Genomic DNA, 25,673 nt, shown 5'->3' with positions numbered 1-25,673 from the left:
ATTGGTTATTTTAAAATTTTCACTTTAACAGTTTTGCGTCCCCATTTTTGAGCAGCGCTATCTGATCCAAGTAGGATGTCGATACGGTTACCTTTAATTGCACCGCCAGTATCTCCAGCTATAGCTTCTCCGTAACCTTCTACCCATACTTTAGATCCTAATGGGATTACTTTCGGGTCAACAGCGATCATTTTCATGTTTGGGTTCGCTGTTAAGTCATGACCCATTGCAGTTAATACACGGCCGCCGTATGTGCCACCGTTTTCACTTGGGTGAGCTGTATATGCCGTAGCTACAACTGTTAACTCACGACCACCAGAAGGTGTGTTAGTCTCAGCAGCTTTCACAGCAGGCTTAGCAGCTGGTTTTGCTTGTGCTGCAGGTGCTTGAGCTTTAGCTGGTGCTACAGTTTTAGCAGGAGCAGGTTGTTCTTGTTTCTCGATAACAGGTGCTGTACCTGTTAAGAAAGGAACGTGAACATAAGCTGTTTTCCCGTTATATTCAAATTGTAACCACTCATTTTGTACTTGGTTCGTTGTTTCGATCATATCGTCTTTCTTAAGCGTTCCAAGAATTTCTGAGTTTGTGTTCGCTTCAGCACGTACATTTAATACGTTAGCTGTTACATAGTAAGAGTTCTTTGTAAACTCTGCACTTACGAATGCGTCTTTACCATCTAATTTGATTTGTGACCATCCGTTTTCTGTATTTAGAACATCTAATTTATGACCATTCTGTAATTTACCGACAACTTTTGATTCAGTAGTAGGGTTTTCTCGTACGTTTAGTACGTCTGTTGTTACAACAGTTTCTGCATTAGCAGATGCGGTGAAAATCCCAAGACCAAAAACTGCTGCTGTTGCTATTCCAATTAATTTTTTCATGATAGCCTCCATTGCGTTTGTTTTCGTGTCCTCATTATAGCAACAGATTTTTTCGGATTTTGGGAAAACACACAATTACAAACCATTCGTAATAAGTCGTTAACACTTTGTAATATAGCTAGAATGAGAGGAAAGCGTTTTTCATTCCATATAATTAGTAGGTTTCTAGTTATATTCAAAATATTTAATACAACATATTTTTTTCGGTGTAAATAAAAACATTACAGAGGTGTTACATAATAATTACTATACAGTTACATTCCTTGAGTATTTTACCGTTTTATGGGTAATATAGTTATATAAACATAAACATCTCGTTTGTGAAGTTATAAACACGCGCTATATACTAGCAAAAAACCGCATAATTGTTACAAGAAGAAAGGGTTGTAAAGAATAAATCTGCCCTTTTTTAAAACTGTAACACATCCTTTTTTGGGAAAATCTCTTCCCATCCGCATTTTTCTCACACAATTTGACAGTAGTATTCCAATCTTGTAGCTCTTGCAGAGTGGAAAGGTTGTACGGAAGGTAAGGCTGTCCATAAGAACTCTAATTGGTGAAGGCAAACTTGAGAGAGCCGAAAGAAAATCACCACAAAAAACTATGGTTTTCTATCCGATTTAACATATCGGAATTTATGATTTTCACAAGAAATGAAACATACGAAGGGGGATTTGATGAGGAAACTGACGAAAACATTTATTGTCTCATTAACATTATGTATTGCATTTACACTTTGGGGGATTATTCCCGAATCTATTATTGGAAAAGGTAGCCTAGGAAATGTAACGACTGTAATTCAAGCTGCGTTAGTTAGTAAGTTTGGATGGTTCTATATTATTTCCGTTTCTATTTTCTTAGGAATTGCTATTTTCTTAATTGTTTCTAAGTACGGTTCGATTCGTTTAGGTAAAGATGATGATGAACCTGATTATAGTTATATGACATGGTTTGCTATGTTATTTAGTGCCGGTATGGGAATCGGTTTGGTTTTCTGGGGCGTCGCAGAACCGATGAACCATTTATACACACCTCCGTTTGGAGAGAGTGCGACTGAAGAGAGTGCACGCCTTGCACTTCGTTTCTCATTTTTCCATTGGGGATTACATCCGTGGGGATTATATGCACTTGTAGCATTATGTATTGCGTATTTTACATTTAGAAAAGGAAGAGCAAGTACAATTAGTGCGGCGGTCGGTCCGCTATTTAAAGGCGGTGAACATGGCCGTATTGCCCATATGTTTGATGTTCTAGCTGTATTTGCGACAGTATTTGGTGTGGCGACATCATTAGGACTTGGGGCAAAGCAAATTGCGGGTGGTGTTAGTTATTTAACATCCATTCCAAACTCATTACCAACGCAGCTAGTAATCATCGGAATTGTAACTGTTCTTTATATGCTATCTGCGCAAACGGGACTCGATAAAGGAATTAAATATTTAAGTAATGCGAATATTATTTTAGCGTTTGCACTTATGATAATTGTATTATTTGCAGGTCCAACAAACTTTATTATGAATTATTTCACTTCAACAATCGGTTCATACATTCAAGAATTGCCAAGTATGAGTTTCCGTTTAAGTCCATTAAATGAAGGCGGAAATCAATGGATTCAGTCATGGACAATTTTCTACTGGGCATGGTGGATTGCATGGTCACCATTCGTAGGTACGTTTATTGCTCGAGTGTCACGCGGGCGTACAATTCGTGAATTTGTTGTTGGTGTGTTACTCGTACCAACAGTAATTGGTGCGCTTTGGTTCTCTGTTTTCGGAGGAACAGGTATTCACATGGAGCTATTTGATGGTGCAAATATATATGGACAAATTAAAGAAATGGGCACAGAAGTAGGATTGTTTGCTATGTTAGACCAAATGGGTAGTATGGGACCGGCTTTATGTGTGTTAGCCATTTTACTTATTTCAACATTCTTTATTACATCGGCAGACTCTGCTACGTTTGTTCTAGCGATGTTAACGACACATGGTAGCTTAAACCCACCAAATCGTATTAAAATGGTTTGGGGTATTGTTCTAGCGGCGTTAGCTTCGATCTTATTGTATGTCGGAGGATTAGAGGCGCTGCAAACTGCGTCGATTATTGCGGCCTTCCCGTTCGTATTTGTTATTTTCTTTATGATTGCAGCACTATTTAAAGAGTTGCAAAAAGAAGGACGTATGAAACAACATTAATAATAGAAGAAAAAAATTCTGTATATATAAATAGTATTAGGACTGCCGACATTCGGCAGTCCTTTTTCACTGTTCTATACTATTGTAGGAAAAGCATTACTTTGTTACGGAATACTATAGATATCGGAAATTTAAAAAGAAAAATCGATATAGTTCGACAATATCTGATATTTTACACGTTATATTCATATTTTTGACAAAAATATGTCGGAAATGTGTTGTCACTTTTATGTATATGTGCTATATTATTTCCTGTAAGCGATTTCAAATAGTTTTAAAGCGCATTCAAGGGGGACAACTAGAATAATGAAACGTTACGAAAGAAAGTGGAAGCATATTTGTTTGAAACGTGTGGCACATCGAAATGTCCAAGAAAGCACGGAACCAAAGACTGAAACTCGTAAAGAGCATAAAGAGAAGCAATTGGTTCTACAAAAATAGCAATCACTTTTTCGTATATAAATGAAGGTCGATCGTTCGTTGGGGGATGGACGTGAAATAACTTTCAGCTAAGGGGTATTGTCTGATATATAGTATTACGGTAAAAAATAAGCATAGAGCATACGGCGCTCTGTGCTTATTTTTTAATGAAATCTATTTTTCTTTTTTAAATCGTACTGTTTTATCCCAACCAATTACTTGTTTCTTGCTCTTTGCACGTAAGTAAAGAATGAGACTGCGAATAAACAAATACGTAAAGAGCTGTGCGTACGTAAAGTACATAATGACGCTTATGAAAATATTGGTCGGTGTAAAGGTTCGTTCGACGCTCTGAGCACTAAATAATTGAGAAACATATGTAATATATGCGACATACCACATAAATAGTAATGGAATGCTATATTGAATTTGGAATATGCCGAGCAGTCCAATTATAAACCAAACGTTTGAAATGATTAGGAATAGCCAAAATACGACATACACTAAAACTTGTTGTAAGGAATGGACGAGAAGTTTCCCTTTAAAAAAGCTTAATGAAGAAAACATTTTTTCTAAAATGTATAAGTTTCCTTGAAGCCAACGTGTCCGCTGTTTTATAAGAATTTTTAAATGTTCAGGTTCTTGTTCCCATGTAATCGATTCCGGGACGATTGGTAAGAGATAGCCCTTTTGGGTAATTCTTAATGTTAATTCAGCATCCTCTGCAATTGCATAAGGATCATAGCCGCCAAGTTCTTCTAATGCGGAACGACGAAGAAGCATGTTTGTTCCGGTTAGTGAACCTGTTTGGAATAATAGCCAGCGTCCAGATTGCATAAGGAGCTGGAAAATCTGAAATTCTAATGAAATCATTCGTGTAAGCCAGTTTCTTTTCTCATTTACTGTACGAACGTGTCCAACTGCTCCAACGGCATCCTTTGTTGTTTCAGCATGTTCTACGAGCATTCGCAGTGCATGTGGTTCAGGTTGATTATCTGCATCGTAAACACAGAAATATTCACCATCCGAAATGCTAAGGCCGTAGTTTAATACACGCGATTTTCCTTTCGGTTCGCCAGGTGGTACACGAATGTGATGAATATGAGCATAAGCTTTGTCGAAATCATCGCCAATTTCAGGTGTTTCATCTTGAGAGTTATCGTTTAATAAATAAACGTTTAGTTTGCCTGGGTATTCAATCTTTGCCATTGCTTCTAATGTATCTTTAATAACGACCCCTTCATTATGGGCAGGTATTAAAATATCTACACTTGGATAATGTTCTAGCGTACGATCTTTTCGTTTACTATTTCGATGAATTAAGCCTGCGAGTGTTAAGAGAGAGTAGTAAACGAGTAGGCCTGAGAATAGAAAGGCCGTAAAAATAAGTACATATTTGATTGAAAATGTGATGCTAATCCAAAATACGAGTACGCAGAACAGAAGGAATAAAAGGAGTATAACGAGTGTCATCATAATAATGTCTGTCCTTTTGTCGTGATTTGTTCTCGTTTTATTTTAATGTCTTGAATTGCTTCAGCAGCAAGCCATTGCTCCATTCTTGGATGTAGACGGTTCATTACAATGTCAGCACCGGCTTCATTTGTATTTTGTAATAAAATGACTAATGTGTTGCTGTCATATTCAGCAGCAAGGTCAAAGTCAGCTCTGACTGTATCAACTAACAATGAAGCTACACGATCCATGACACTTTCCTTCGTATATTTACTAAAGGAAGTGAAATCAAAGAAAATGATAATGCCTGTTTCATTACGACGATTCATCGCAGTTGTTAATAAAGCTTGTCGTCTTTCGAATTCTTGTCTTGTTAATAATTTTGATTCTCCAATGTATTGCTCAAGCACTCTCACTCGTTCAGTTAACTCTTTATTTTTAAGGATAACCTTTTTTAATAGATGGGTTGAAATATAAACAATGAAGAAGTTAGCTGCCATCAGGAAGTGGGTAATAATATATTCCCATTGATCTGATGTACTCCATAAGTGAAGCCACGCTTGATAAAATAAATAGAATACTGAAATGATTGTTCCCAGTATGAAGAAAATAAATGCTGTTTTATCAGGTGAAAATAGGAATAGTACATTTATGATGACATATATAATTGTAAAAATGAGCGCGTGCTCATATTTCGTCACATGTACAGTAGTAAAATAAAATAAAATTTGTAAAATCCACATAGAGAGGACTTTATAGGACTTATCTTTCACGAAACGTTCCTCCTTAAAGCTAATTCGTGCTGGATATTTGTAGTATGCACAATTATTAAGAAATGGACCATGTAGCTGGAAGTCTTTTTTTAGCGAGCGACATCAGGTAGTATCCCTCTTGTACAAGAAAAAATAAACAGACATACTAATTATTGTAACATAGCGTCTATACATCTATACATAAAGTATTTAGTATATACGAAAATTATATTTATGTTATATAAAAAAGCCTCCTCTTTAAAAGAGGAGGCTTTACATGAGTTTATAGGAACATCATACCTGCGACTGCTGCGTTTAAGAAGTTCGCTAGTGTACCAGCGATAACTGCTTTAATCCCTAATTGTGCAATTTGTTTACGGCGAGTAGGAGCTAACGTTCCTGTTACACCTAATTGAATTGCGATAGAAGAGAAGTTTGCAAAACCACAGATTGCAAATGTTAAAATCATATTTGTTTTTGCAGAGAACTCTGCCATGTGTGGTCCTAAGTTTGCATATGCAACGAATTCGTTGATTGCAAGTTTTTGACCGATGAAGCTTGCTGCTTGGATAGCTTCACCTGGAGAAACCCCGATTAAGATTGCAAATGGTGATAATAAGTAACCGAAGATTAAATCAAGGCTAAGTTTAATATCGAACCAAGAACCAACCCATCCTAATAAGCCATTTAATAAAGCGATTAATGCAATGAAGGCCATTAGCATTGCAGCTACGTTAATAACAAGTTGTATACCTTCAGATGCACCGCGTGCAGCTGCATCGATAACGTTTGCGTCTTCACGCTCTGTTGAAAGTTGAACATTATTATCTACTTTTTCTGTTTCTGGCATAATTAGTTTTGCAATTAATAAACTTGATGGAGCTGCCATAATTGCAGCTGCTAATAAATGTTCTAACGGAATACCCATTGCTGCATAGCCGACAAGAACTGATCCGGCAACAGCGGTCATACCACTTACCATAATAGTGAAGAATTCACTGTTAGTTAAACGTGCTAAGTATGGTTTAATTAAAATTGGTGCTTCTGTTTGTCCTAAAAATACAGTTGTTACTGCATTTAAGCTTTCTGCCTTAGAAGTTCCAAGAAGTTTACTTAATGCACCACCAACGATACTAACAAATTTCTGCATAATACCTAAGTAATATAAGATTGCAACTAATGAACTAATAAATACAATTGGAAGTAGTGCTTGAATAACGAAAACAAATCCCCAAGGGCCTTTTGCGTTGACTAAATCCCCAGCAACGAACCTAATTCCCTCGTAAGAAAAATTAATTAATCCTTGAACGCCGTCAGCAGCAACTTTTAAGCCTGCTTTTCCAGCATCCCATCGCAATACGATAAATGAAAATGTCATTTGTAATGCTAGCGCGATTAAAATTGTGCGCCAATTAATAGCTTTGCGGTTAGAAGATAGTAAGAAAGCAATTGCTAATACTCCAATCACGCCGCCAATTCCCCATAAAACATTCATGCAGTGTATGCTCCTTCCTCATAGTAAAAAAGTGTATAAACCAGTTGTCTATACTTTTGCGAATATAACATCTTAAGTAACTTATCATAATGGACATCGGAGGTCAAACGTCTAACAAAAAGTTTAAATAAAAAGAAAATTCTTTGAAAAAACACATATAAAATGAATAGACATGAAATAGGTTATGTTTTTTGTTGAAATATATTCATTATGATAACGTTTTGGGCAATTTCAGTAGAATATAGTGTATGAAATAGGAGAATGAACGCATAATTTTTTCGTAGAGAGAATGAAAGGGGATTACTATGTTGAGTCTTTTAAAAAGAGCCTTCTAGTAAACTAGAAGGCTCTGAAACTATAACTTAAGGTGCTTTCGTATAACCTAAGAAATGGCTTTTCCAATAAGAGTTGTTTAATGAAGCGATTGCTACACCTTTATCTCCAGATTGGATGAATGATCCCCCGCCAAGGTAGATACCCATGTGAGAAGGACCTGCTTTATAAGTATTTTGGAAATAAATTAAGTCACCTGGTTGTGGAGTTGAAGTTTTTGATAAGCTGCTCCAATATCCAGCAACACTTTGGCGGCTAATGTTATGACCAAATTTCTTAAATACGTGGTAGATGTAACCACTGCAGTCAACACCATTAGCAGAAGTACCGCCCCAAACGTATGGTACGCCTTGCATAGATTTCGCGTATGCAAGTAGAGAAGAACTGTCACCGCTATTATTATTGTTATTGTTGTTATTATTTTGATTGTTATTTTGGTTGTCGTTAGGCTTATTATCTACTGCGCCACCAACTGGTGTTTTAGATAGGAAACGTGTTCCGATGTAACCAGTTTGACCGTTGTAGTTAATTTTGCTCCATCCAGAGTTTTCAGAGATTACTTGAACCTTCTGTCCTTGTGGAAGTGCGCCTATGATTCTATAATTTGTACCTTCGCCGCTACGTACATTTAGTGCAGAAGCATTAATGTAGTAGTCACCAATTACACCTTGTTCAGGTTGTTTTGGCTGCTCAGGAGTAGCAGTGCCACCTTTGACGAATTTTACAAATTCGCTACTAACATAGCCTGTTTTTCCTTGGTAGTTTACTTTAAACCAGCCGTTTTCAGATCCGACTACGTTTAATGTTGTGCCATTTAACACGCCGCCAATTACACTATGGTAAGCAGCAGGGCCTGTACGAACACGTAGAGATGTTGCGTTAACAACGTAAGTACCACCAGTTTGAATAGTTCCATTATTATTTTGCTCTTGGTTGTTACCTTGATTGCCGTTTTCGTTAGAACCGCCTTTTTTTACGTAGTCCTTGCTTAAGTAAGCTGTTTGTCCTGCGTAATTGATTTTGAACCAATCTTGAACTTCGCCTACAACTTGTACTACTTGTCCTTGTTTAACAGAACCTACAGTTGGATGAGAAGTGCTAGGACCTGTACGAACGCGAAGGGAAGATACATTTACTGTATAGTTTCCACTTGCTGGTTGAACAGTTGCTTCATTGTTACTATTGTTGTTATTGCTTGTAGAGCCAGTATTTGAAGAAGCGCCTGATACAAATTGGCTACTAACATAACCAGTTTGTCCGTTATGGTTGATTTTCACCCAACCATTTTCTTCTCCAATTACGTTTAAAGTTTGTCCTTCATATACACGTCCTGAAACAGAACTAGAAGTGTTAGGAGCTGTACGTACACGTAATACATCAGCAGTAACTTTATTGTTTCCACCTGTGCTTACATTGTTATTCGTTGCTCCGTTTTTTGATACAAACTCGCCACTAACAAAACCAGTTTGTCCATTAACGTTAATTTTGAACCAACCATTTTCTTCTCCAATTACGTTTAATGGTTGACCATTATAAACGCGAGAGATGACGTCGTGAGAAGTACTTGATCCTGCACGAACATGTAGTACGCTAGCATTCACCGTATATGATGAATTGTTTGATGCGGAAGCTTGGACAGTTTGTGTAGCAGCTTTTTGTGTATTTTGTTCAGGGGCAGCTTGAACACTATCAAGTGTAGGAGCTGCTCCTCCTGCTACAGACACTGCCGCAAGACCGGCAAGGTATTTTTTCATAATTTGTCGATTCCTTTCTGTCTGTAATGTAGTGAAGAAATATTTACCAACTGTTAAAAATTCTAAAGAGCATGTCGATTACTGTCAAGACTTATGTGGTAATCTGAATATGACAAAAAGGTTACAAAAAAAATCAAGGTATAAATCTGCACCTTGATTTCCATTTAAATACATATGTTTGATGTGGAAAATGAGAAGATTATTCGTATTTAGGAAGATGTGCTGTTGGATTTTAAAAGGCTTTGAGAAAATGACCTTTGTAGTAATTTGGTGATAGGGCCAACTTGACCATCTTGAATCGCAGTTCCATCGAGATGGGTCATCGGTAAAATTTCAATAGTCGTTCCCGTAAAGAAGCATTCATCTGCTTGATAAACATCGCGAACGCTGAAAAGCTCTTCCTTTACAGGAAGTTGAAGAGTGTTAGCTAAAGAAAGGACGTACTGACGAATAATGCCGTTTAAAATAAGGTGATTGGCTGGATGCGTATACAGTGTTCCGTTTTTTATAAGAAAGAAGTTAGAGTGGCTACCTTCAGTTACAATACCATTTCGTACGAGAAGTGCTTCTTTACAACCTTTGCGTTCAGCTTTCGTATAAGCTAATACATTTGGTAATAAATTTAACGATTTAATATCACAGCGGAGCCAGCGTGTATCAGGTTCTGATATAGCACGTACACCGTATTCAATCCATAAAGATGGTCTTTCTTTTTTTGAAATATAAGCATAGATTGTCGGAGATATGTCATATGAAAATGCATGTGCTCGAGCTTGTACACCACGAGATACTTGTAAGTAAATTGTTCCGTCTTCGTGGAAATTATTGTTTTCAATTAATTTGTAGAGTAAGATGATGAGTTCGGCTTTTGAGAAAGGAAGTGATAATTCTATTTCTTCAAGGGATCGATATAATCTTGTTAAATGTGGGTCTAATAAGTGAAAGTTTCCGTTATAAAGGCGAATAACTTCATAGACGCCATCACCAAATTGTAAACCTCTTTCTTCAAGTTCTATGTACGCGCGATGTTTTGTTGTATCAATAACTGCATCATTCCATAGTACAAATCTTTCGTATGCCAATTTTCGTCCCATCCTTTCGTTAGTACATGAATAAAAATCACTATAGTAATTTTTATGTAAGCAATTCTCTACATATGACGTATATGTATTTGTAAATCACAGAGAAGTAGTGGTGATTTATCCTACATTAACTGCCCGTAAACGCCCGATTGGTGAGGGCTAATAATCAGTGGGGGATGAACAAAACACCCACTGATTAAAGTTTCACTTTATAGCATTTTGTATATACAAATTCGGAAATGAGAAATAAGAATCCTGCTTTTTGAAAAAAAAAAGCAACATTCGTATGGAATGCTGCACAAGGAGGGTAGCTATCATTCATAGGGACATCGTCTTTAAAGGTTTCATTTATGCAAACAAAACACTTGGAAAGACAATTATAAGAAAGTTGAAAACAAATGATGCACACATTTCTCTAAGGGATCTTATTGAAGATGAGAGATAAGAAATATGTGGAATCTTGTTTACATATTTTATTATAAAGATGTTTCGTTAATGTGGTGTAAATATTAGGTGAAGGTTATGTAATTTTAAAGTTAATGTATAGAAGAATTTGTAGAGAGGAAAATAAAAAAGAGGCTGAGATTACTCAGCGCTCTTCTTTTCTTCTTTAATAGCCGTTTTTACTTCGCCAGTTTTGATCTTATTGCTTTCAGAGAAGCGAAGTAAGTCGCCTTCAATAATTTTGTCTGACATATTTAGCTCGTTTTGTGCACGATCAATAAGTGGTTGAGCTTCTTCTTTCGGTAACTGCAGAACTTCACCAGTGTGGCGATCGTAGAATGTACTGTTCGTGTACATGTACTTATCTGTAACGAAGCTACCGTCACGAAGAACAACGAATCCTTTATTTTCTGGTGAGAATACATCATGACCGAATTGAATTTGATTCGTAGAATCTACACCAAGTAAGTTTAGAATTGTTGGCTTAATGTCAATTTCACCAGTTGGTTTTGAAATTGTTTTACCTTCTTTTTGACCTGGAACGTGAATAAACATCGGTGTTTTTTGTAAGTTCATATGGTCAAATGTAGTGATTTCTTCTTTTCCTAAGAACTGTGCCATTGCACGGTTATGGTTTTCAGAAATACCATAGTGATCACCGTAGAATACGATAACTGAGTTGTCGTAAATACCCTCTGCTTTTAGACGCTCAATAAAGTGTTTCATTGCTTCGTCTAAATAGCGAGCAGTTACCATGTAACGGTCAAATACGCCATCACCAGAATTGTATTCATCGATTAATTTCGTACTGTCATCATAAGTGAATGGGTAATGGTTTGTTAAAGTAAGGAAGCGAGTATAGAACGGTTGCTTCACTTGTTTTAACATATCGATAGATTGATCGAAGTATTCGATATCTTTTAATCCCCAATTTAATTTTGTTTCTGGCGTAATTTTGTAGTCAAGCTCGTTGTAGTAACGATCATAACCAAGTGCCGGATACATAATGTTACGGTTCCAGAACGTTGCGTTATTCGCGTGGAATACTGATGTGTGATATCCTTGCTGACGCAAAATTTCTGGAGTTGCTGTATATTCGTTATTACCGTGTGTGAAGAATACAGCACCACGGTCTAGTGGATACATTGAAGTATCTACTAAGAATTCAGCATCAGACGTTTTACCTTGCCCAGTTTGATGGAAGAAGTTATCGAAGTAATAACTTTCTTTCGCAAATTGGTTTAGGAATGGTGTAACTTCTTGTCCGTTAACTTGCGCACCAATTAAGAATGTTTGTAATGATTCAAGAGAGACAACAATTACGTTTTTCCCTTTTGCAGTACCAAACATATTTGGATCTGGTTTACTTTGTGTTGTTTTCACGTAGTTTTCTGTTTCTTGTAATTTACTACCATCAGCAAACGCTTTTTGTGAACTTGATTTTGCTTGTAAGCCAAGATCGTATGCTTGGTGTACATATAATCCTAAGTTTTTAACAAGCATAACGCGGTCGAATGAACGTGTTAATAGTTCTGGACGCTCAGCTTCTGCAAATCCTAGGTTTACGCAGAAAATAGCAACCGTTGACACGAAGTATAGGGAACGCATCGGACGCGCTACACGTTCTGTCGGTGCAAAATCTTTCTTCTTCTTCAATAGAACGAAGAATACGATAATATCCGCAAATGCAAGGATGATTTTGTAGTTAAATAATTCTTTCACACTAGAACCTAAACTTCCGAAATTAGACGTTTGTCCTAGTACTGGTAAAGTAACGAAGTCATTGTAGAATCCGTAGAACATTACGTTACCAACAAGAATGAACGTTAAGATAAAGTTAATTCCTAGTGCTATATAGTTACGTTTTTTCCCTTTTGCAAATAATGCAAGACCCACAAACAGTAATGATGCTGCTAATGGACTAATGAATAAAATGAATTCTTGCATGAAAGATTCAAGTTTTAAATCGAAGCTAGTGCGTGTAATGATGTAGGATTTTAGCCATACGGCCAAAGCTACGAATAAAGTAAAACGCACATTTTGAAATTGTGATTTCATGGTTTCTTTCATTCATTTCCACCCTTTCTCTATCAGGCTTGGTCGATTTTGGAGCGAAAAATGTTAAAATAAAAAATACATAGTTTTCTTGGCCATAATTAGAGTTTCTATATTCACCCATATACGACTTTAACTATGCATACCCTTTTTGGTTTCTTGTGCTGCTCATAAGCATAACGTCATTTCTGTATTATACAACAAAATTCATTTCTGAGAAACACTATAACATTTTACATTTTTTGTATGTGATTTGTCACTACCAGAGAAAACTTTAACATTCGTTTATATGCCCGTCAACTAGAAAATATAACAAAAATAGAAAAGAATGTTAAGCGGAATTGAAAGTTTTTTGGTTGAGAAATATGTAATAGAAATCTTTAAGTGGTTGTCTAGAAAACTATTATATGAAGGAAAATATGAAAAAATCAACGAACACTTGTTCTTTTTGGTTTTGTTTGTTACAATGAAATTTCATTGATAGATTATGTGTAATTTTGATGAACTTTTACTGATAACATAACATATTGTAGCTTATTTCTTTTGAAAATAGGGAGGCTTTTGAATGAAACAAAAATTTTCAGTTGAAGCGTTTTGGAAGAAAATAAAACATGTTGCGAAGCAGGCAGGGCAGTCGGTAATCTATGCGAGTTTATTGTTGTTTTACGTGTTGCAAAGACCGGATGTTCCAAAACGAGTGAAAATTATTGTAATCGGAGCACTTGCTTATTTCATTGCACCGATTGATGCCATTCCAGATTTCATTGCTGGAGTCGGTTATACGGATGATTTAGGTGCGTTAATGGCCGCACTATTACAAGCATCGATATACGTAAATGAAGATGTGAAAGATAAGGCACGAGTGAAGTTGGCAGAATGGTTTGGTTCGGATATAGACACATCATTTATCGATCAAAAATTAGATCAATAGGTGAGAACTGTCATAGGATGACAGGGCGAACGTAAGCGAGGAAGTGCATTATGCCATCAGGAAGAACGCATACGAAAATAAACTTAATATCCCTTCCGGTTGTTTTGTTTATGCTCTTTTCGTATGGACTAACAAGTTTTGATTTTTTATTAACTTTTGCAATTGGCTTTTTAGTAGGTACTTCATTTCTAACACCGGATTTAGATACGTACAGTAATGCGTATAATAAATGGGGATTCCTCCGCATTTTTTGGTATCCATATAGGAGCGTAATGCCCCATCGTTCCTTCTTCACACATACGATTATAATTGGTGATATTATTCGTATTGCATACATGTTAATCGTGTTTTCTCCGTTTTTATTCCTATTAAATATAATCGCATTCGGTGGAAATTTAATAGAGATTGCGAAGGAACACGAGGTTGAAATTGTAACGTTTGTAATGGGGATTGTTGTGGCGAGTACGCTCCACATTATAGCGGATAAAGCGAATACGCGCCGCAAGAAAATGATGAGAAAAAAGAAGAAACGCAGAAGATAAAAAAACCGTCCCAAAAGGTATTTTGGGACGGTTTTTTTGTTATTAATAGGTAGGTTATTTTTGTCGTATTTTGTAGTTAAGTCGATATTCCTTGTCGAATCGCCGATAAAATTTCATTTACGATCATGCGACATCAATTTTTGGACAGTTCCTTTTTAATCAAACGTTTGTTTAAAACTAAGCTTTCAGTACCTTAATACCTTTCACGATATTCCAAATAAAGTAGTATAAGCTAATGATCCCGCAAATACATAAGACGATGATTGCTCCAATTCCAAGTGTTACGTCTGGTTGATCAGATCCGATGCCCATAATTCCTAAAATAACTAATCCAATAAATGTTGCGATACTTGGAATAATGTGTGTCCATAGAGCACGTTTTGCATGTGGTTTCGTTTCAGAATCGCCCACAATCCACACGATAATAGGGAATAAGATAGGCGCAAATAATACACTAAAGTATGATAAAGCTGCTAATATTTTGTTTCCGTTCATATATATCACCTCATAAGTAATGTTCGTTGTTATACCTTTAGTATGCAGTAGATTTGGCGAGCTTCCTATCGATTAACATTACAAGAACATGACGTTTTTGTAAGATTTTCTGTTTCAAATGATGAAATTTTCAAAAAAATCTTTTTAAATGAAAATTGTTGTGATAAAATTATTGAAAACGTTTTCTTGAACGTTTTATATTTTTTAGACTTAAAGGTATGATGACCTGGTAGTCTATTGATAAGGTTATATCTTATTTAAAAGGGGATTCTTTAGGGGGAGAGAACAATGAACACATGGACACAAGTTTACGATCCGTTCGGTAACATTTGGATTTCGGCAGCAGTCGCACTTATTCCAATCATATTTTTTTTCTTAGCTTTAGCGGTTTTCCGCATGAAGGGGTATGTGGCAGGATTTATTACAGTTGTATTAACGATTTTGGTGGCGTTATTTGCGTATAAAATGCCATTCACAATGGCAATGGCAGCGACCGGATACGGTTTCTTATACGGATTATGGCCAATTGCGTGGATTATCATTATGTCAGTATTTTTATATAAAATTTCTGTGAAAACAGGTCAATTTGATGTCATTCGTGCATCTGTATTATCCATTACGAATGACCATCGTTTACTCGTTATTTTAATCGGATTTTCATTTGGAGCATTTTTGGAAGGGGCAGCAGGATTTGGTGCACCAGTAGCGATTACGGCAGCGCTTCTGGCAGGCCTTGGGTTAAATCCTTTATATGCAGCAGGTCTTTGTTTAATCGCAAATACTGCACCAGTAGCGTTCGGAGCGATGGGGATTCCGATTACAGTTGCTGGACAAGTAACAGGCATTGATCCGCATAAAATTGGACAAATGGCTGGGCATCAATTACCGTTCTTATCTTTATTTGTTCCGTTCTTTATCGTATTTTTAATGGATGGCTTTAAAGGAGTAAAACAAACGTGGCCTGCTTTATTTGTAGCGGGTAGTTCATTTGCAATTACACAGTTCATTACAGCGACGTTTTTAGGGCCAGAACTTCCGGATATTACGTCAGCGCTTGTAAGTTTAGTAAGTTTATCGCTATTTTTAAAAGTTTGGCAGCCGAAAGAAATTTATCAAACTAAGCAAGCGAATAGTGAAGTAGCCGCGGCGACGACAACGACATCTATGCCGAAACTAACAGTAGGAAAAGTAGTAAAAGCGTGGTCTCCGTTCATTATTTTGACTGTGATGGTAGTCATCTGGAGCCAGAGTTTCTTTAAAGCGTTATTCGCTCCGGGCGGCGCTTTAGAAAGTCTCGTATTTAAATTTGAAGTTCCAAGCTTGCACAATTTAGTAATGAAGGCGGAGCCGATTGTAAATAAACCAACACCTTATGAAGCAATCTTGAAATTAGATATTTTATCAGCGACTGGAACAGCAATTTTAATTGCTTGTATCATTTCTATCTTTATTTTAAAAATGAGTGCAAAAGATGCAGTAGCAACATTTAAAGAAACGTTAAACGAACTAAAAATGCCAATTCTATCTATTGGATTCGTATTAGGATTTGCATTTATCGCAAACTATTCTGGTTTATCTTCTACATTAGCGTTAGCACTTGCAGGAACTGGCGGACTATTCCCGTTCTTCTCGCCATTCTTAGGATGGATTGGCGTATTCTTAACAGGATCAGATACGTCAGCGAACGCACTGTTCTCGAATTTACAAGCAATTACAGCGCAGCAAGTCGGTGTATCTGAAGTGCTTCTTGTTGCAGCAAATACAACGGGCGGTGTAACAGGTAAAATGATTTCTCCGCAATCAATTGCGATTGCTTGTGCGGCAGTTGGACTTGCTGGGAAAGAGTCAGATTTGTTCCGTTTTACATTGAAGCATAGTTTATTCTTCGTTACTATTGTTGGGATTATGACGTATGTGCAGGCTTATTATTTAACTTGGATGATTCCGTAAACAACAAAAGAAATAAACTTTGCATTTTTCAGATTATAGTGTATGATGGGAAAGTATTGAAAATTAAATCAGTGATAAACTAGGGGTGCCTAACGTATGCGTAGGCTGAGAGAGAAGCGTGTGAACTTCTTAACCCTTTGGACCTGATCTGGCTCGTACCAGCGTAGGGAAGTTAACGGCTTTACATAATTATGTCTTTATGAGCCAGGTCCTTATTCTTTTATGGACCTGGCTCTTTTTATTTTGGCATGCGCTGGCCATATCTCGTCCTTGTCACGAACAGGGGGGGCAACAAAGGTTATGAAACAGTCTGTTTCAGCTGAGCAAATTGAATTGAAATCGAGTTTACCAGGAAGTAAGAAAGTGTATGTGGATGGAACACGTGAAGGTATGAAAGTACCAATGCGCGAGATTGAACAAAGCGATACGAACGGTGTTCAAAATCCGCCAATCCGTGTGTATGATACGAGTGGACCTTATACAGATCCAGAGTATAAAGTGGAGCTGGAAAAAGGGTTGCAGGCGCCGCGCCACTCTTGGACCTTGGGGCGTGGTGATGTGGAAGCTTATGAAGGACGCGAAATTAAACCTGAGGATGACGGTGTGAAAGTAGCTTCAAAACATACACCTGTTTTCCCGCAAATGGATCGTAAGCCGCTTAGAGCGAAGCAAGGTGCAAATGTTTCGCAAATGCATTATGCGCGTAATGGCATTATTACGTCTGAGATGGAATATGTTGCGATTCGTGAAGGGGTAGAGCCTGAATTTGTTCGTAAGGAGATTGCAGAAGGTCGTGCGATTTTGCCGGCGAACATTAACCATCCTGAAGCGGAACCGATGATAATTGGACGTAATTTTCACGTGAAGGTAAATGCAAATATCGGAAACTCTGCTGTATCGTCTTCTATTGCAGAAGAAGTAGAGAAGATGACGTGGGCGACTCGCTGGGGTGCAGATACGATTATGGATTTATCTACAGGTAAAAACATTCATACAACACGTGAGTGGATTATTCGTAATGCTCCGGTACCAGTTGGAACTGTGCCAATTTATCAAGCGCTTGAAAAAGTAAACGGAATTGCAGAAGATTTAACGTGGGAAGTATATCGTGATACGTTAATTGAGCAGGCGGAGCAAGGCGTTGATTACTTCACGATTCACGCTGGTGTATTACTTCGTTACATTCCAATTACTGCAAAGCGTATGACAGGTATTGTTTCGCGCGGTGGTTCGATTATGGCGCAGTGGTGTTTATTCCATCATAAAGAAAACTTCCTATATACTCACTTTGAAGAGATTTGTGAAATTATGAAGCAGTACGATGTTTCGTTTTCTCTTGGAGATGGATTACGTCCAGGTTCTATTGCAGATGCAAATGACGAAGCGCAGTTTTCTGAGCTTGAGACACTTGGTGAATTAACAAAAATCGCTTGGAAACATGATGTGCAAGTTATGATTGAAGGACCTGGGCATGTACCGATGCATTTAATTAAAGAAAATATGGAGAAAGAACTTGATATTTGTCAGGGTGCGCCGTTCTATACACTTGGGCCGTTAACGACAGATATTGCACCAGGTTATGATCATATTACTTCAGCGATTGGTGCTGCGATGATCGGCTGGTTTGGAACGGCGATGCTTTGTTATGTAACCCCGAAAGAACATTTAGGTTTACCGAACAAAGATGATGTTCGCGAAGGGGTTATTACGTACAAAATCGCTGCGCATGCAGCCGATCTTGCGAAAGGGCATAAAACGGCTCATCAGCGTGATGATGCACTTTCAAAAGCACGATTTGAATTCCGTTGGCGCGACCAATTTAATTTATCTTTAGATCCTGAACGCGCGATGGAGTACCATGATGAAACGTTGCCAGCAGAAGGGGCGAAAACAGCGCATTTCTGTTCAATGTGTGGCCCAAAGTTTTGTAGTATGAGAATTTCACATGATATTCGTGAATATGCGAAAGAAAATGACTTAGAAACGACAGAAGCAATTGAAAAAGGAATGAAAGAGAAAGCGGTAGAATTCAAAGAAACTGGTAGTCACTTATATCAATAACACGTTACACCTCTTTACTTGATTGATCACACTGTACCTAACTTAAATATAGAAGAAGCCCCCTTTGCTAAGACGGTAGCAAAGGGGGCTTCTGTCGTCTATCCCGCTATTTGTGGGCAGTAAAACTCCCACCTCAAAATTCGGCTGGAGCAAAGAAGTTAGGTGGGAGATAAACTGCCCGTAAACGCCCGATTGGTGCGGGCTAATAATCAGTGGGGGATGAACACCTACCCACCTTATAAAGTTTCACTTTATAAGGTGAAGAATAATTGTACCCAGTAGTATAAGAGGAATAATGTGACGACTGTTGTGAGTGGGATTACGATGAGAGATACGCTTAAATAATCTTTCCATTTCACTTTAATTTTGTTTTGTCTTAAGATATACATCCAAATGAGGGAAGCTAGTGTACCGATTGGTAATAATAGTGAACCGATGTCACTACCGATGATATTTGCGAGATAGATAGTTTTTAATGTGACTGGATCTAGTCCCATTTCTGTTAATGTGATTGTACCAATCATAAGTGCAGGGTGGTTATTGAAGATGTTAGAGAGGAGGGAAACGAGTCCGCCCATTGCAAAGCTGGCATAGAGTAGATGTTGACTTACAACTGGTTCGAGCCAACTTACAAGTGCCGCTGTTAACCCTGCGTTATGAAGCCCGTAAATAATTACATACATAGAGAAAGCGAAAATTAAAATGTGCCACGGTGTCTTTTTCAAAATATCGACTGGGTTTGTTCGTAAGTAGTACCATCTCCAGATGAGAAGAACGAGTGAACCGAGTACGGCAACGATTTCGATTGGAATCGATAAGAAGGATGCAACGAATAGAAGACAGCGCATAAGGAAGACGAAGCCTAATACTTTTAACATGAATTTCGTACGTTTTTGTTTCGTATTAACAGAATTTTGTCCTTTTAACGGATGGAAGTTTTTCGTGAAGAAAATTTCTTCAATATCATATGAAGAAACAGGCAATCTTTCTGGAATTTTTTTCTTTAAAACTGTATACATGAGCCATGACATAAACAGTAGCCCTAATGTTGCAGGTACAAACATCATAGCTGTATGCATATAAAGAGTCATATTAACAATATTTAATGCGATTAAGTTTACGATATTACTTACACCGATTGGTGCACTAGATGCAGTGGCAATTAAAGCACCGCTTAATAAATAAGGGATTTGTTGATGAGGTTTTAATTGAAGGTTTTTCAGAAGTAAAATCAAAATCGGTGTTGTAATTAAAATACTACCGTCATTATTAAATAAAAGAGTCATAAGAAAACATAGTAATTGAATGTACCAGTATAGGCGTCGTCCGGAACCTTTCGCTAAATTTGCGAGCTTCGCTGCGGACCAGTGGAAGAAGCCGAAGCTTTCTAATATAACTGCCATAACGATGGTCGCTAATATCGTTATAGAGGCACCGCCGATTTTACTTATAATGTCCATGACGTCTGGTTTTGATACAAGTCCAGTAATGAGGATAATGCTAGCGCCGACTGCTGCCGGCCACGCCTCATTTAAACCGCGAGGTCGCCAAAAGATAACAATCATCGTTAAGAAGAATACAATAATAGTAATCCATATTTCAATGCTCATATTTAACCTACCTTTCTATTTTCCCTTGAACAAATGTAGCTTGTCTCAAGTTTATATAGCATTATATTCAAAAGAAAATAAGAAGAACTAGGCATCTACCTTAATCTAGTGAATATGTGTATTTTGAGCAACAAGGCAAGTATAAGGGGTAGTGTAATAACTATTAGGAGAGGAGTCTAATAAATTAGGGGCATTCTATGTGTGAATGCCCCTAATTTACTATTTTTCCTTTAAAAATGTTCGATCTTTTAAGAATAAATTCCAGAAGAAAATAAATCCTGGTAGTAAAATTGCAATCCCGATTGCGTAAAGAATAAGAAGTGCATAGAATGTTTCGACCGTCGTAAAGCTTGTAAATACAGTTACGTCCGGGTAAATGATATAAGGTAAATGGGCGACGCCGTAAGCGTAGCTTGCAAATGCATATTGAGCGACGACAGCTAAAACTGCAATGCGAGGAAAGCCTAGTGTGCCATATTTCTTATTTGTCCACCAAAGAGAAGAGTATCCGATAACAAATAAAATGATAGAGACTGTAAACCATGGGAATTGCTTTATTAGTCCTTGCATAAGCCAGTGTGTTTCAGGGTCCATTACAACGAGAGCGATAATAGCAGTCACGAGCGTTGCAGGACCAAGTATGATGGCATTTCTTCTATAAATTCGGTACGTATCTTCAGAACCTTGTTCCCTAGCAAAATCAGCAAGAAAGAGAGATGATAGAAATAGTTCCGAAGTTAGTCCGAAGAGCATATAACAATAAATAACGGGACTAGAAAGAAGTTTTCCGTAAAGGAGCACTTCTTTTCCTTCAGACATCGTAATATAGGCACCTTCTGTAACTGGTAGAACGGTAATTAATAGAGCTGGGATTAAGAGCCCGGTAATACCTGAAATAATCCGAAGAAGGTGTTGGTATTTTGGCAGGGAGTAAGCAAATACCATAAATGTACTACGAATCGCAACGAGTACTAAAATTAACATAACTGGTACAAACATAACGGTTGCAAGGGTAAAGGCCGCTTTTGGGAAGAAACCGAGAAAAGCAACGACGACAAAGACAAGAAACGTATTCGTTACTTCCCAAGTTGGTGATAAGTACCGATTAGCAAGCTTGGCAGCAAGCGTCGGGTGTTTAGCGTATACCATGCCCCAAAAACCAGCTCCAAAATCAATAGACCCTAGTATGCTATATACGAAAATAAGAGCCCATAAGATGATGATTGCAATGCTTTCCTCATGCACGAGAATCGCCTCCTTCGTGATGTAAATCATTCTTTAACGGATGTTTCTTAAAGAATGTCCGTAGTACAAAGACTGTTAAAATACCGAGTCCGATATATAAAATGATGAATAAAACAAATAAAGGACCGACGAAATCAGCGCGCGTAGAAGCATCTACCGTGCGTTGCATGCCATAAATTGTCCATGGCTGACGACCACTACAACTAAAAATCCATCCGAATTCAATACCGAGCAACATAACGGGTCCACAGGCGGCAGCTCCCCAAAGAAGCCACTTCGGTAACTCTACTCCTTTTTTTCGGTAAACAAAGTACCAATATAAGAGGGCAATAGCTGCAACTGCAAAGGTAAAGGCAGCGGTGCCGACCATTAAATTGAACAGTGTATGTGTGTAAAATGGTGGCCATGTTTCTTGCGGGAATTCCTTTAGACCTTTTACAACGGTGTTAGGGTCTAGTCCCACTAATAAGCTAAGCATGTTCGGAATTTCAAGGGCATAGTTTAGTTCAAGTGTGTTAGGGTCCACAACCCCGCCAATCGATAAAGGCGCGTGTGATGTCGTTTCAAACAAAGCTTCAGCAGATGCTAGTTTCTCAGGTGAATGTTTATGTAAGGCAATAGCAGATTCATGTCCTGAAAGCCACATCGTAGCACCTGTGATAAATGTAACGACAAGCCCTAACAGTAATCCTTTTTTATGGTAAGCAATTTCACGAGCACTTAAATTTTTCTTTAATAATTTAAATCCAGCGATAGAAGCAATAACAGCTGCTCCAGTTGTATAGGCCGTAATAACGACGTGGAATGCACTTGTGCCAAAGCTCGGATTAAAGAAAGCTTTCCACGGATCAACGTTAAAAACTGAGCCATCTGGATTCATTGAAAAGCCCGCAGGTGTATTCATCCATGTGTTTGCCGATGTAATAAGCACGGCAGATGCAGTGGCGCCAATCATAACGAAAAATAGCGAGATTAATCTCATAACTGGAGGCAGTTTATCAGCCGCATATACGTAAATAGACATGAATAAAGCCTCTAAAAAGAAGGCGAAAATCTCAATTTGAAACGGAACGGAAATAACTTGCCCAACAATTTTGGCGAAACCAGGCCAAAGTAGTGAAATTTGTACACCAACAATTGTTCCAGTTGGAATTGCTACACCGAGAAGGATAGCAAAAGCCTTTGTCCATCTTTTTGCCATAATGGCATAGTCGGAATCTTTCTTCCAGTGATAGAGTATTTCACTTATAAAAATCATTAAAGAAAGCCCGACTCCAAGCGTTGCAAAGATAATGTGGAATGCTAATGAAGAACCAAAAAATGCCCTTGCTAATGTTACGGTATCCATATGTATACTCCCCTTCTTTTTGCCATTATTTTCTGATTGAATTGGAAAATTTATTCAAAAAACTACCAAAAATATATATGTATTTAAAAAATGAGTACGGTAATATAATATTTAAATATTCTAAAGAGAAAGACATTGATATTTGGTAATATTTTATTTGTTTTTTAGGGCTGAATCTTTTATAATCTTTTATGCGAACGTAAGTTCTATTTCCGGGATGAAGAAGTTTATGTGAAATGGAGAGGGTGTTTTATGTATCCTGAAGTCATTAAAAAGATGGCATTTTCAAGAGAGCATAGAGATTTATTATTAAAGTTGTATAATAAAGAAATTACGCGTCGTGAATATGATCGACTTGTGGAATCGCTATATAGGCCTGCTAAAGAGGCTTGCGAAGGATAAGGTGGGAGAGACAATCTAAAGGATTGTCTTTTTTATATTTGCGTATGTTCTGGTAAAATTAGGGTTAGCCTTAAAAGGAGGTGAAAAGCTTGCGAAAACGTTTATATATAGGGATTGGGGTTATTCTCTTAATCGCTTTAGGTGGAGTTGTATTTTGGTCAGCTTTACAAGGAAATCGTACCGAGCATTTTGTTTTACGACATATGGTGAATGAAAATGGAACACTTGCAACGTATCGCTTAGAGGATACAAAGGCAGGTAAGGGTGAAGCGAAGGGCCGTGAAGCTTTATCAGAATCTGCAGGGTTATGGCTACAATATACACTTGATAAAGATGATCAAGCTTTATTTGATGAACAAGTGAAGGTTATTCAAAATAACTTTGTACACAAGGATCGCATCGTTATATGGAAAATCTCTGAAAAGGGAGAAATGCAGTCAGCTACTAATGCACTTATCGATGATCTTCGTATTATAGAACAATTATATCGTGCTTATGAAATGTACAAGGAAGATCGCTATAAAAACCTTGCAGATCAATTGAGTGATTCTGTACTTCGTTATAATAAAAAAGGTAATTATTACGTTGATTATTACGATGCAGATACAGGGAAACAAAATAACTTTGCAACAACATCTTACATAAATCCGCATGCATTCTCTTATATGAAAAAGTATGGAAAAATTTCTGCACAGCAGTATCAGGAAGTTGTTCAGTTTTTAGCGGATTATCCAAGGCAGGGCTGGGCATTCCCGAAAGAGTATAAAGATGATGGGACATTTACGTACGATAAAGAAGTGAATCTTATTGATCAATCATACGTCGCTTATCATCGTAGTTTAGGCGGTCTTTCATCAGATGCTTATTTGGAATTTATAAAGAAGAAATTTCGCGAAGACGAAAAGTTATATGGTCGTTATAACTTAGAAACGGGAAAACAAGCTGTGAACTATGAATCACCAGCATCTTACGGATTAACAATTTTGTACGTACTACAAACAGGTGATACAAAGTTTGCGAAGGAATTGTATGAGCGGATGACTACATTCCGAAATGATAATGTATTTAGTAGATATTATGGTGGATATGTAACAGGTGAGAATAATAATACACATATTTTCGATAACGTATTGCCGCTTTTAGCGGAAATGGAATTGGATAAGAGTAAAAAATAGAAGGTGCCACCCTATGGGGATGGTACCTTTTATTTGTGTCTTTATTTGTTTGTAAAGCGATATAATTTTACGCCCTAATATTGGAGAAGTAATCAATCACGAATTCACGAAATTGCTGGGCGGTGTTTGATAAATAGCGCTTCTTCGACCAACTTAAGCCGATAGTTCGTTCGCAATTAGGTTCAATAATACGTAACTTATTTGATGCTAAAGTAGAGTTTTTTAATAAAGTTAAACTTGGGACAAAGGCGATGCCAAGACCTTGCTTAATGAGATCGCTAATCACGGTTGGTTCATCTACTTCAAAAGCGATATGTGGAGTGAAACCAGCTTTTTTACAAAATTCATCTGTTAAGTGCCGAAATCCGTAACCAGTGTTCATACTAATAAACGATTCGTCTTTTACTTCATGCAAATAGATACTTTCGCGGTTTGATAACCGATGTCCTGAAGGAACAGCTAAGAAAATTTCTTCTGTGATAAGTGGTTCCCAAACCATTTCCTCGCCTTCAATTGGTACAGAGGAGATACAAAAATCAATTTCCATATTATCTAGTTGCCGCTTCATAGAAGGAGTAGATGCGAGAAATTGTTGGAATCGAACGTTAGGATGTTCTAGTAAAAAAGAACCGAGTAGCTCGGGTAATATTCTTGGAATAGAAACTGCAAGTGTAATAGAGCCTTGTTGTAATTCAGCTAAATCTTTAATTTCGCGTTCCCCTTCACTTAATTCATGAAAAATGCGTTCTACTCGTTTTAAAAATACTTTGCCGAAAGAGTTTAATGTAATCTGTCGACCTTGGCGATCAAATAAGGGGACGCCTAAGTCCTTTTCTAGTCTAGCGATTGTTTTACTGAGTGAAGGCTGCGCGATATGCAATTCTTCAGCTGCTTTTGTCATATGTTCTAGTCGTGCGACTGTCTGAAAGTATTTTAATTGAAGAAGTTCCACTTCGAATCTCCTTTCTATAGACCAAAAGGAATGAATTGATAATTAAAGATGTATTATACAGTATGGAAAGTGACGTGTATAGTAAATCTGTTAAAC

20 protein-coding genes and 1 riboswitch are annotated in these 25,673 nt (G+C 37.4%); of the genes, 8 read left to right on the top strand and 12 right to left on the bottom strand.

Features of this window, described 5'->3' with window-relative positions:
- Positions 1 to 5: 5 nt before the first annotated feature.
- Complete coding sequence (locus MKY90_RS26620; RefSeq protein WP_063219411.1) at positions 6 to 884, bottom strand: cell wall-binding protein EntA; 879 nt, start codon at positions 882 to 884, stop codon at positions 6 to 8.
- A gap of 677 nt (positions 885 to 1,561) precedes the next feature.
- Between MKY90_RS26620 and opuD the strand changes: the two genes are divergently transcribed.
- Positions 1,562 to 3,076: a glycine betaine transporter OpuD gene (gene opuD / locus MKY90_RS26615; RefSeq protein ID WP_088040446.1), complete on the top strand. Its 1,515-nt coding sequence runs from the start codon at positions 1,562 to 1,564 to the stop codon at positions 3,074 to 3,076.
- A gap of 306 nt (positions 3,077 to 3,382) precedes the next feature.
- Positions 3,383 to 3,517 (top strand): hypothetical protein, encoded by a 135-nt coding sequence (locus MKY90_RS26610; protein WP_002034792.1) that lies wholly within the window; start codon positions 3,383 to 3,385, stop codon positions 3,515 to 3,517.
- A 153-nt stretch (positions 3,518 to 3,670) separates the two neighbouring features.
- Here MKY90_RS26610 and MKY90_RS26605 read toward each other — a convergent pair whose 3' ends face one another.
- From MKY90_RS26605 to MKY90_RS26580, 6 genes are all read right to left on the bottom strand, one after another.
- Positions 3,671 to 4,972, bottom strand: a complete 1,302-nt coding sequence (locus tag MKY90_RS26605) for a glycosyltransferase family 2 protein (RefSeq protein ID WP_002129979.1) — start codon at positions 4,970 to 4,972, stop codon at positions 3,671 to 3,673.
- Entirely contained in the window at positions 4,969 to 5,724 is a 756-nt protein-coding gene (locus MKY90_RS26600) for a dGTP triphosphohydrolase (protein WP_341092979.1), read from the bottom strand. The genes MKY90_RS26605 and MKY90_RS26600 overlap by 4 nt, the downstream gene beginning before the upstream one ends.
- Before the next feature lie 262 nt (positions 5,725 to 5,986).
- Entirely contained in the window at positions 5,987 to 7,198 is a 1,212-nt protein-coding gene (locus tag MKY90_RS26595) for a NupC/NupG family nucleoside CNT transporter (protein WP_002016182.1), read from the bottom strand.
- A 362-nt stretch (positions 7,199 to 7,560) separates the two neighbouring features.
- Positions 7,561 to 9,285 (bottom strand): C40 family peptidase, encoded by a 1,725-nt coding sequence (locus MKY90_RS26590; RefSeq protein ID WP_341092977.1) that lies wholly within the window; start codon positions 9,283 to 9,285, stop codon positions 7,561 to 7,563.
- Positions 9,286 to 9,494: 209 nt separating this feature from the next.
- Entirely contained in the window at positions 9,495 to 10,379 is an 885-nt protein-coding gene (locus MKY90_RS26585) for a D-amino-acid transaminase (protein WP_002016184.1), read from the bottom strand.
- Positions 10,380 to 10,952: 573 nt separating this feature from the next.
- On the bottom strand, positions 10,953 to 12,881 hold the full coding sequence (locus MKY90_RS26580; protein WP_002129972.1) for an LTA synthase family protein: 1,929 nt from the start codon (positions 12,879 to 12,881) through the stop codon (positions 10,953 to 10,955).
- Positions 12,882 to 13,431: 550 nt separating this feature from the next.
- Here MKY90_RS26580 and MKY90_RS26575 point away from each other — a divergent pair.
- Complete coding sequence (locus MKY90_RS26575) at positions 13,432 to 13,797, top strand: YkvA family protein (protein WP_002016186.1); 366 nt, start codon at positions 13,432 to 13,434, stop codon at positions 13,795 to 13,797.
- 50 nt (positions 13,798 to 13,847) lie between these two features.
- Complete coding sequence (locus MKY90_RS26570) at positions 13,848 to 14,339, top strand: metal-binding protein (RefSeq protein WP_002089644.1); 492 nt, start codon at positions 13,848 to 13,850, stop codon at positions 14,337 to 14,339.
- Between the two features lie 177 nt (positions 14,340 to 14,516).
- Here MKY90_RS26570 and MKY90_RS26565 read toward each other — a convergent pair whose 3' ends face one another.
- The gene (locus MKY90_RS26565; protein WP_002016181.1) at positions 14,517 to 14,834 is read right to left on the bottom strand and encodes a DUF4870 domain-containing protein; all 318 of its coding nucleotides are present in this window, start codon (positions 14,832 to 14,834) and stop codon (positions 14,517 to 14,519) included.
- A gap of 288 nt (positions 14,835 to 15,122) precedes the next feature.
- On the opposite strand from MKY90_RS26565, the gene lldP reads away from it, so the two are divergent.
- Positions 15,123 to 16,784, top strand: a complete 1,662-nt coding sequence (lldP, locus tag MKY90_RS26560; RefSeq protein WP_061688709.1) for an L-lactate permease — start codon at positions 15,123 to 15,125, stop codon at positions 16,782 to 16,784.
- Between the two features lie 71 nt (positions 16,785 to 16,855).
- Positions 16,856 to 16,971: riboswitch (TPP riboswitch) on the top strand.
- 113 nt (positions 16,972 to 17,084) lie between these two features.
- A complete protein-coding gene (gene thiC, locus MKY90_RS26555) occupies positions 17,085 to 18,845 on the top strand; it encodes a phosphomethylpyrimidine synthase ThiC (protein WP_002068339.1) in 1,761 nt (586 codons plus the stop codon).
- 251 nt (positions 18,846 to 19,096) lie between these two features.
- Here thiC and MKY90_RS26550 read toward each other — a convergent pair whose 3' ends face one another.
- The 3 genes from MKY90_RS26550 to cydA form a co-directional block, all read right to left on the bottom strand.
- Positions 19,097 to 20,455, bottom strand: coding sequence for an arsenic transporter (locus tag MKY90_RS26550; RefSeq protein WP_341092974.1), 1,359 nt, complete (start codon positions 20,453 to 20,455; stop codon positions 19,097 to 19,099).
- 219 nt (positions 20,456 to 20,674) lie between these two features.
- Positions 20,675 to 21,700, bottom strand: coding sequence for a cytochrome d ubiquinol oxidase subunit II (locus MKY90_RS26545; protein WP_002089640.1), 1,026 nt, complete (start codon positions 21,698 to 21,700; stop codon positions 20,675 to 20,677).
- The gene (cydA, locus tag MKY90_RS26540) at positions 21,693 to 23,048 is read right to left on the bottom strand and encodes a cytochrome ubiquinol oxidase subunit I (RefSeq protein ID WP_002034780.1); all 1,356 of its coding nucleotides are present in this window, start codon (positions 23,046 to 23,048) and stop codon (positions 21,693 to 21,695) included. The genes MKY90_RS26545 and cydA overlap by 8 nt, the downstream gene beginning before the upstream one ends.
- A 252-nt stretch (positions 23,049 to 23,300) precedes the next feature.
- Between cydA and MKY90_RS26535 the strand changes: the two genes are divergently transcribed.
- Positions 23,301 to 23,450 (top strand): hypothetical protein, encoded by a 150-nt coding sequence (locus MKY90_RS26535; RefSeq protein WP_002129963.1) that lies wholly within the window; start codon positions 23,301 to 23,303, stop codon positions 23,448 to 23,450.
- An 89-nt stretch (positions 23,451 to 23,539) separates the two neighbouring features.
- Complete coding sequence (locus MKY90_RS26530; RefSeq protein WP_002129962.1) at positions 23,540 to 24,625, top strand: hypothetical protein; 1,086 nt, start codon at positions 23,540 to 23,542, stop codon at positions 24,623 to 24,625.
- Positions 24,626 to 24,692: 67 nt separating this feature from the next.
- On the opposite strand, the gene MKY90_RS26525 is transcribed toward MKY90_RS26530, so the two are convergent.
- Positions 24,693 to 25,577: a LysR family transcriptional regulator gene (locus MKY90_RS26525; RefSeq protein WP_002129960.1), complete on the bottom strand. Its 885-nt coding sequence runs from the start codon at positions 25,575 to 25,577 to the stop codon at positions 24,693 to 24,695.
- Between the last annotated feature and the right edge of the window lie 96 nt (positions 25,578 to 25,673).

It is taken from the genome of Bacillus sp. FSL P2-0099 (genome assembly GCF_038007445.1).
Classification (GTDB): Bacteria; Bacillota; Bacilli; order Bacillales; family Bacillaceae_G; genus Bacillus_A; species Bacillus_A mycoides.
Note: the sequence above shows the minus strand (reverse complement) of the source record. Positions and strands in the feature narration are given on the sequence as shown.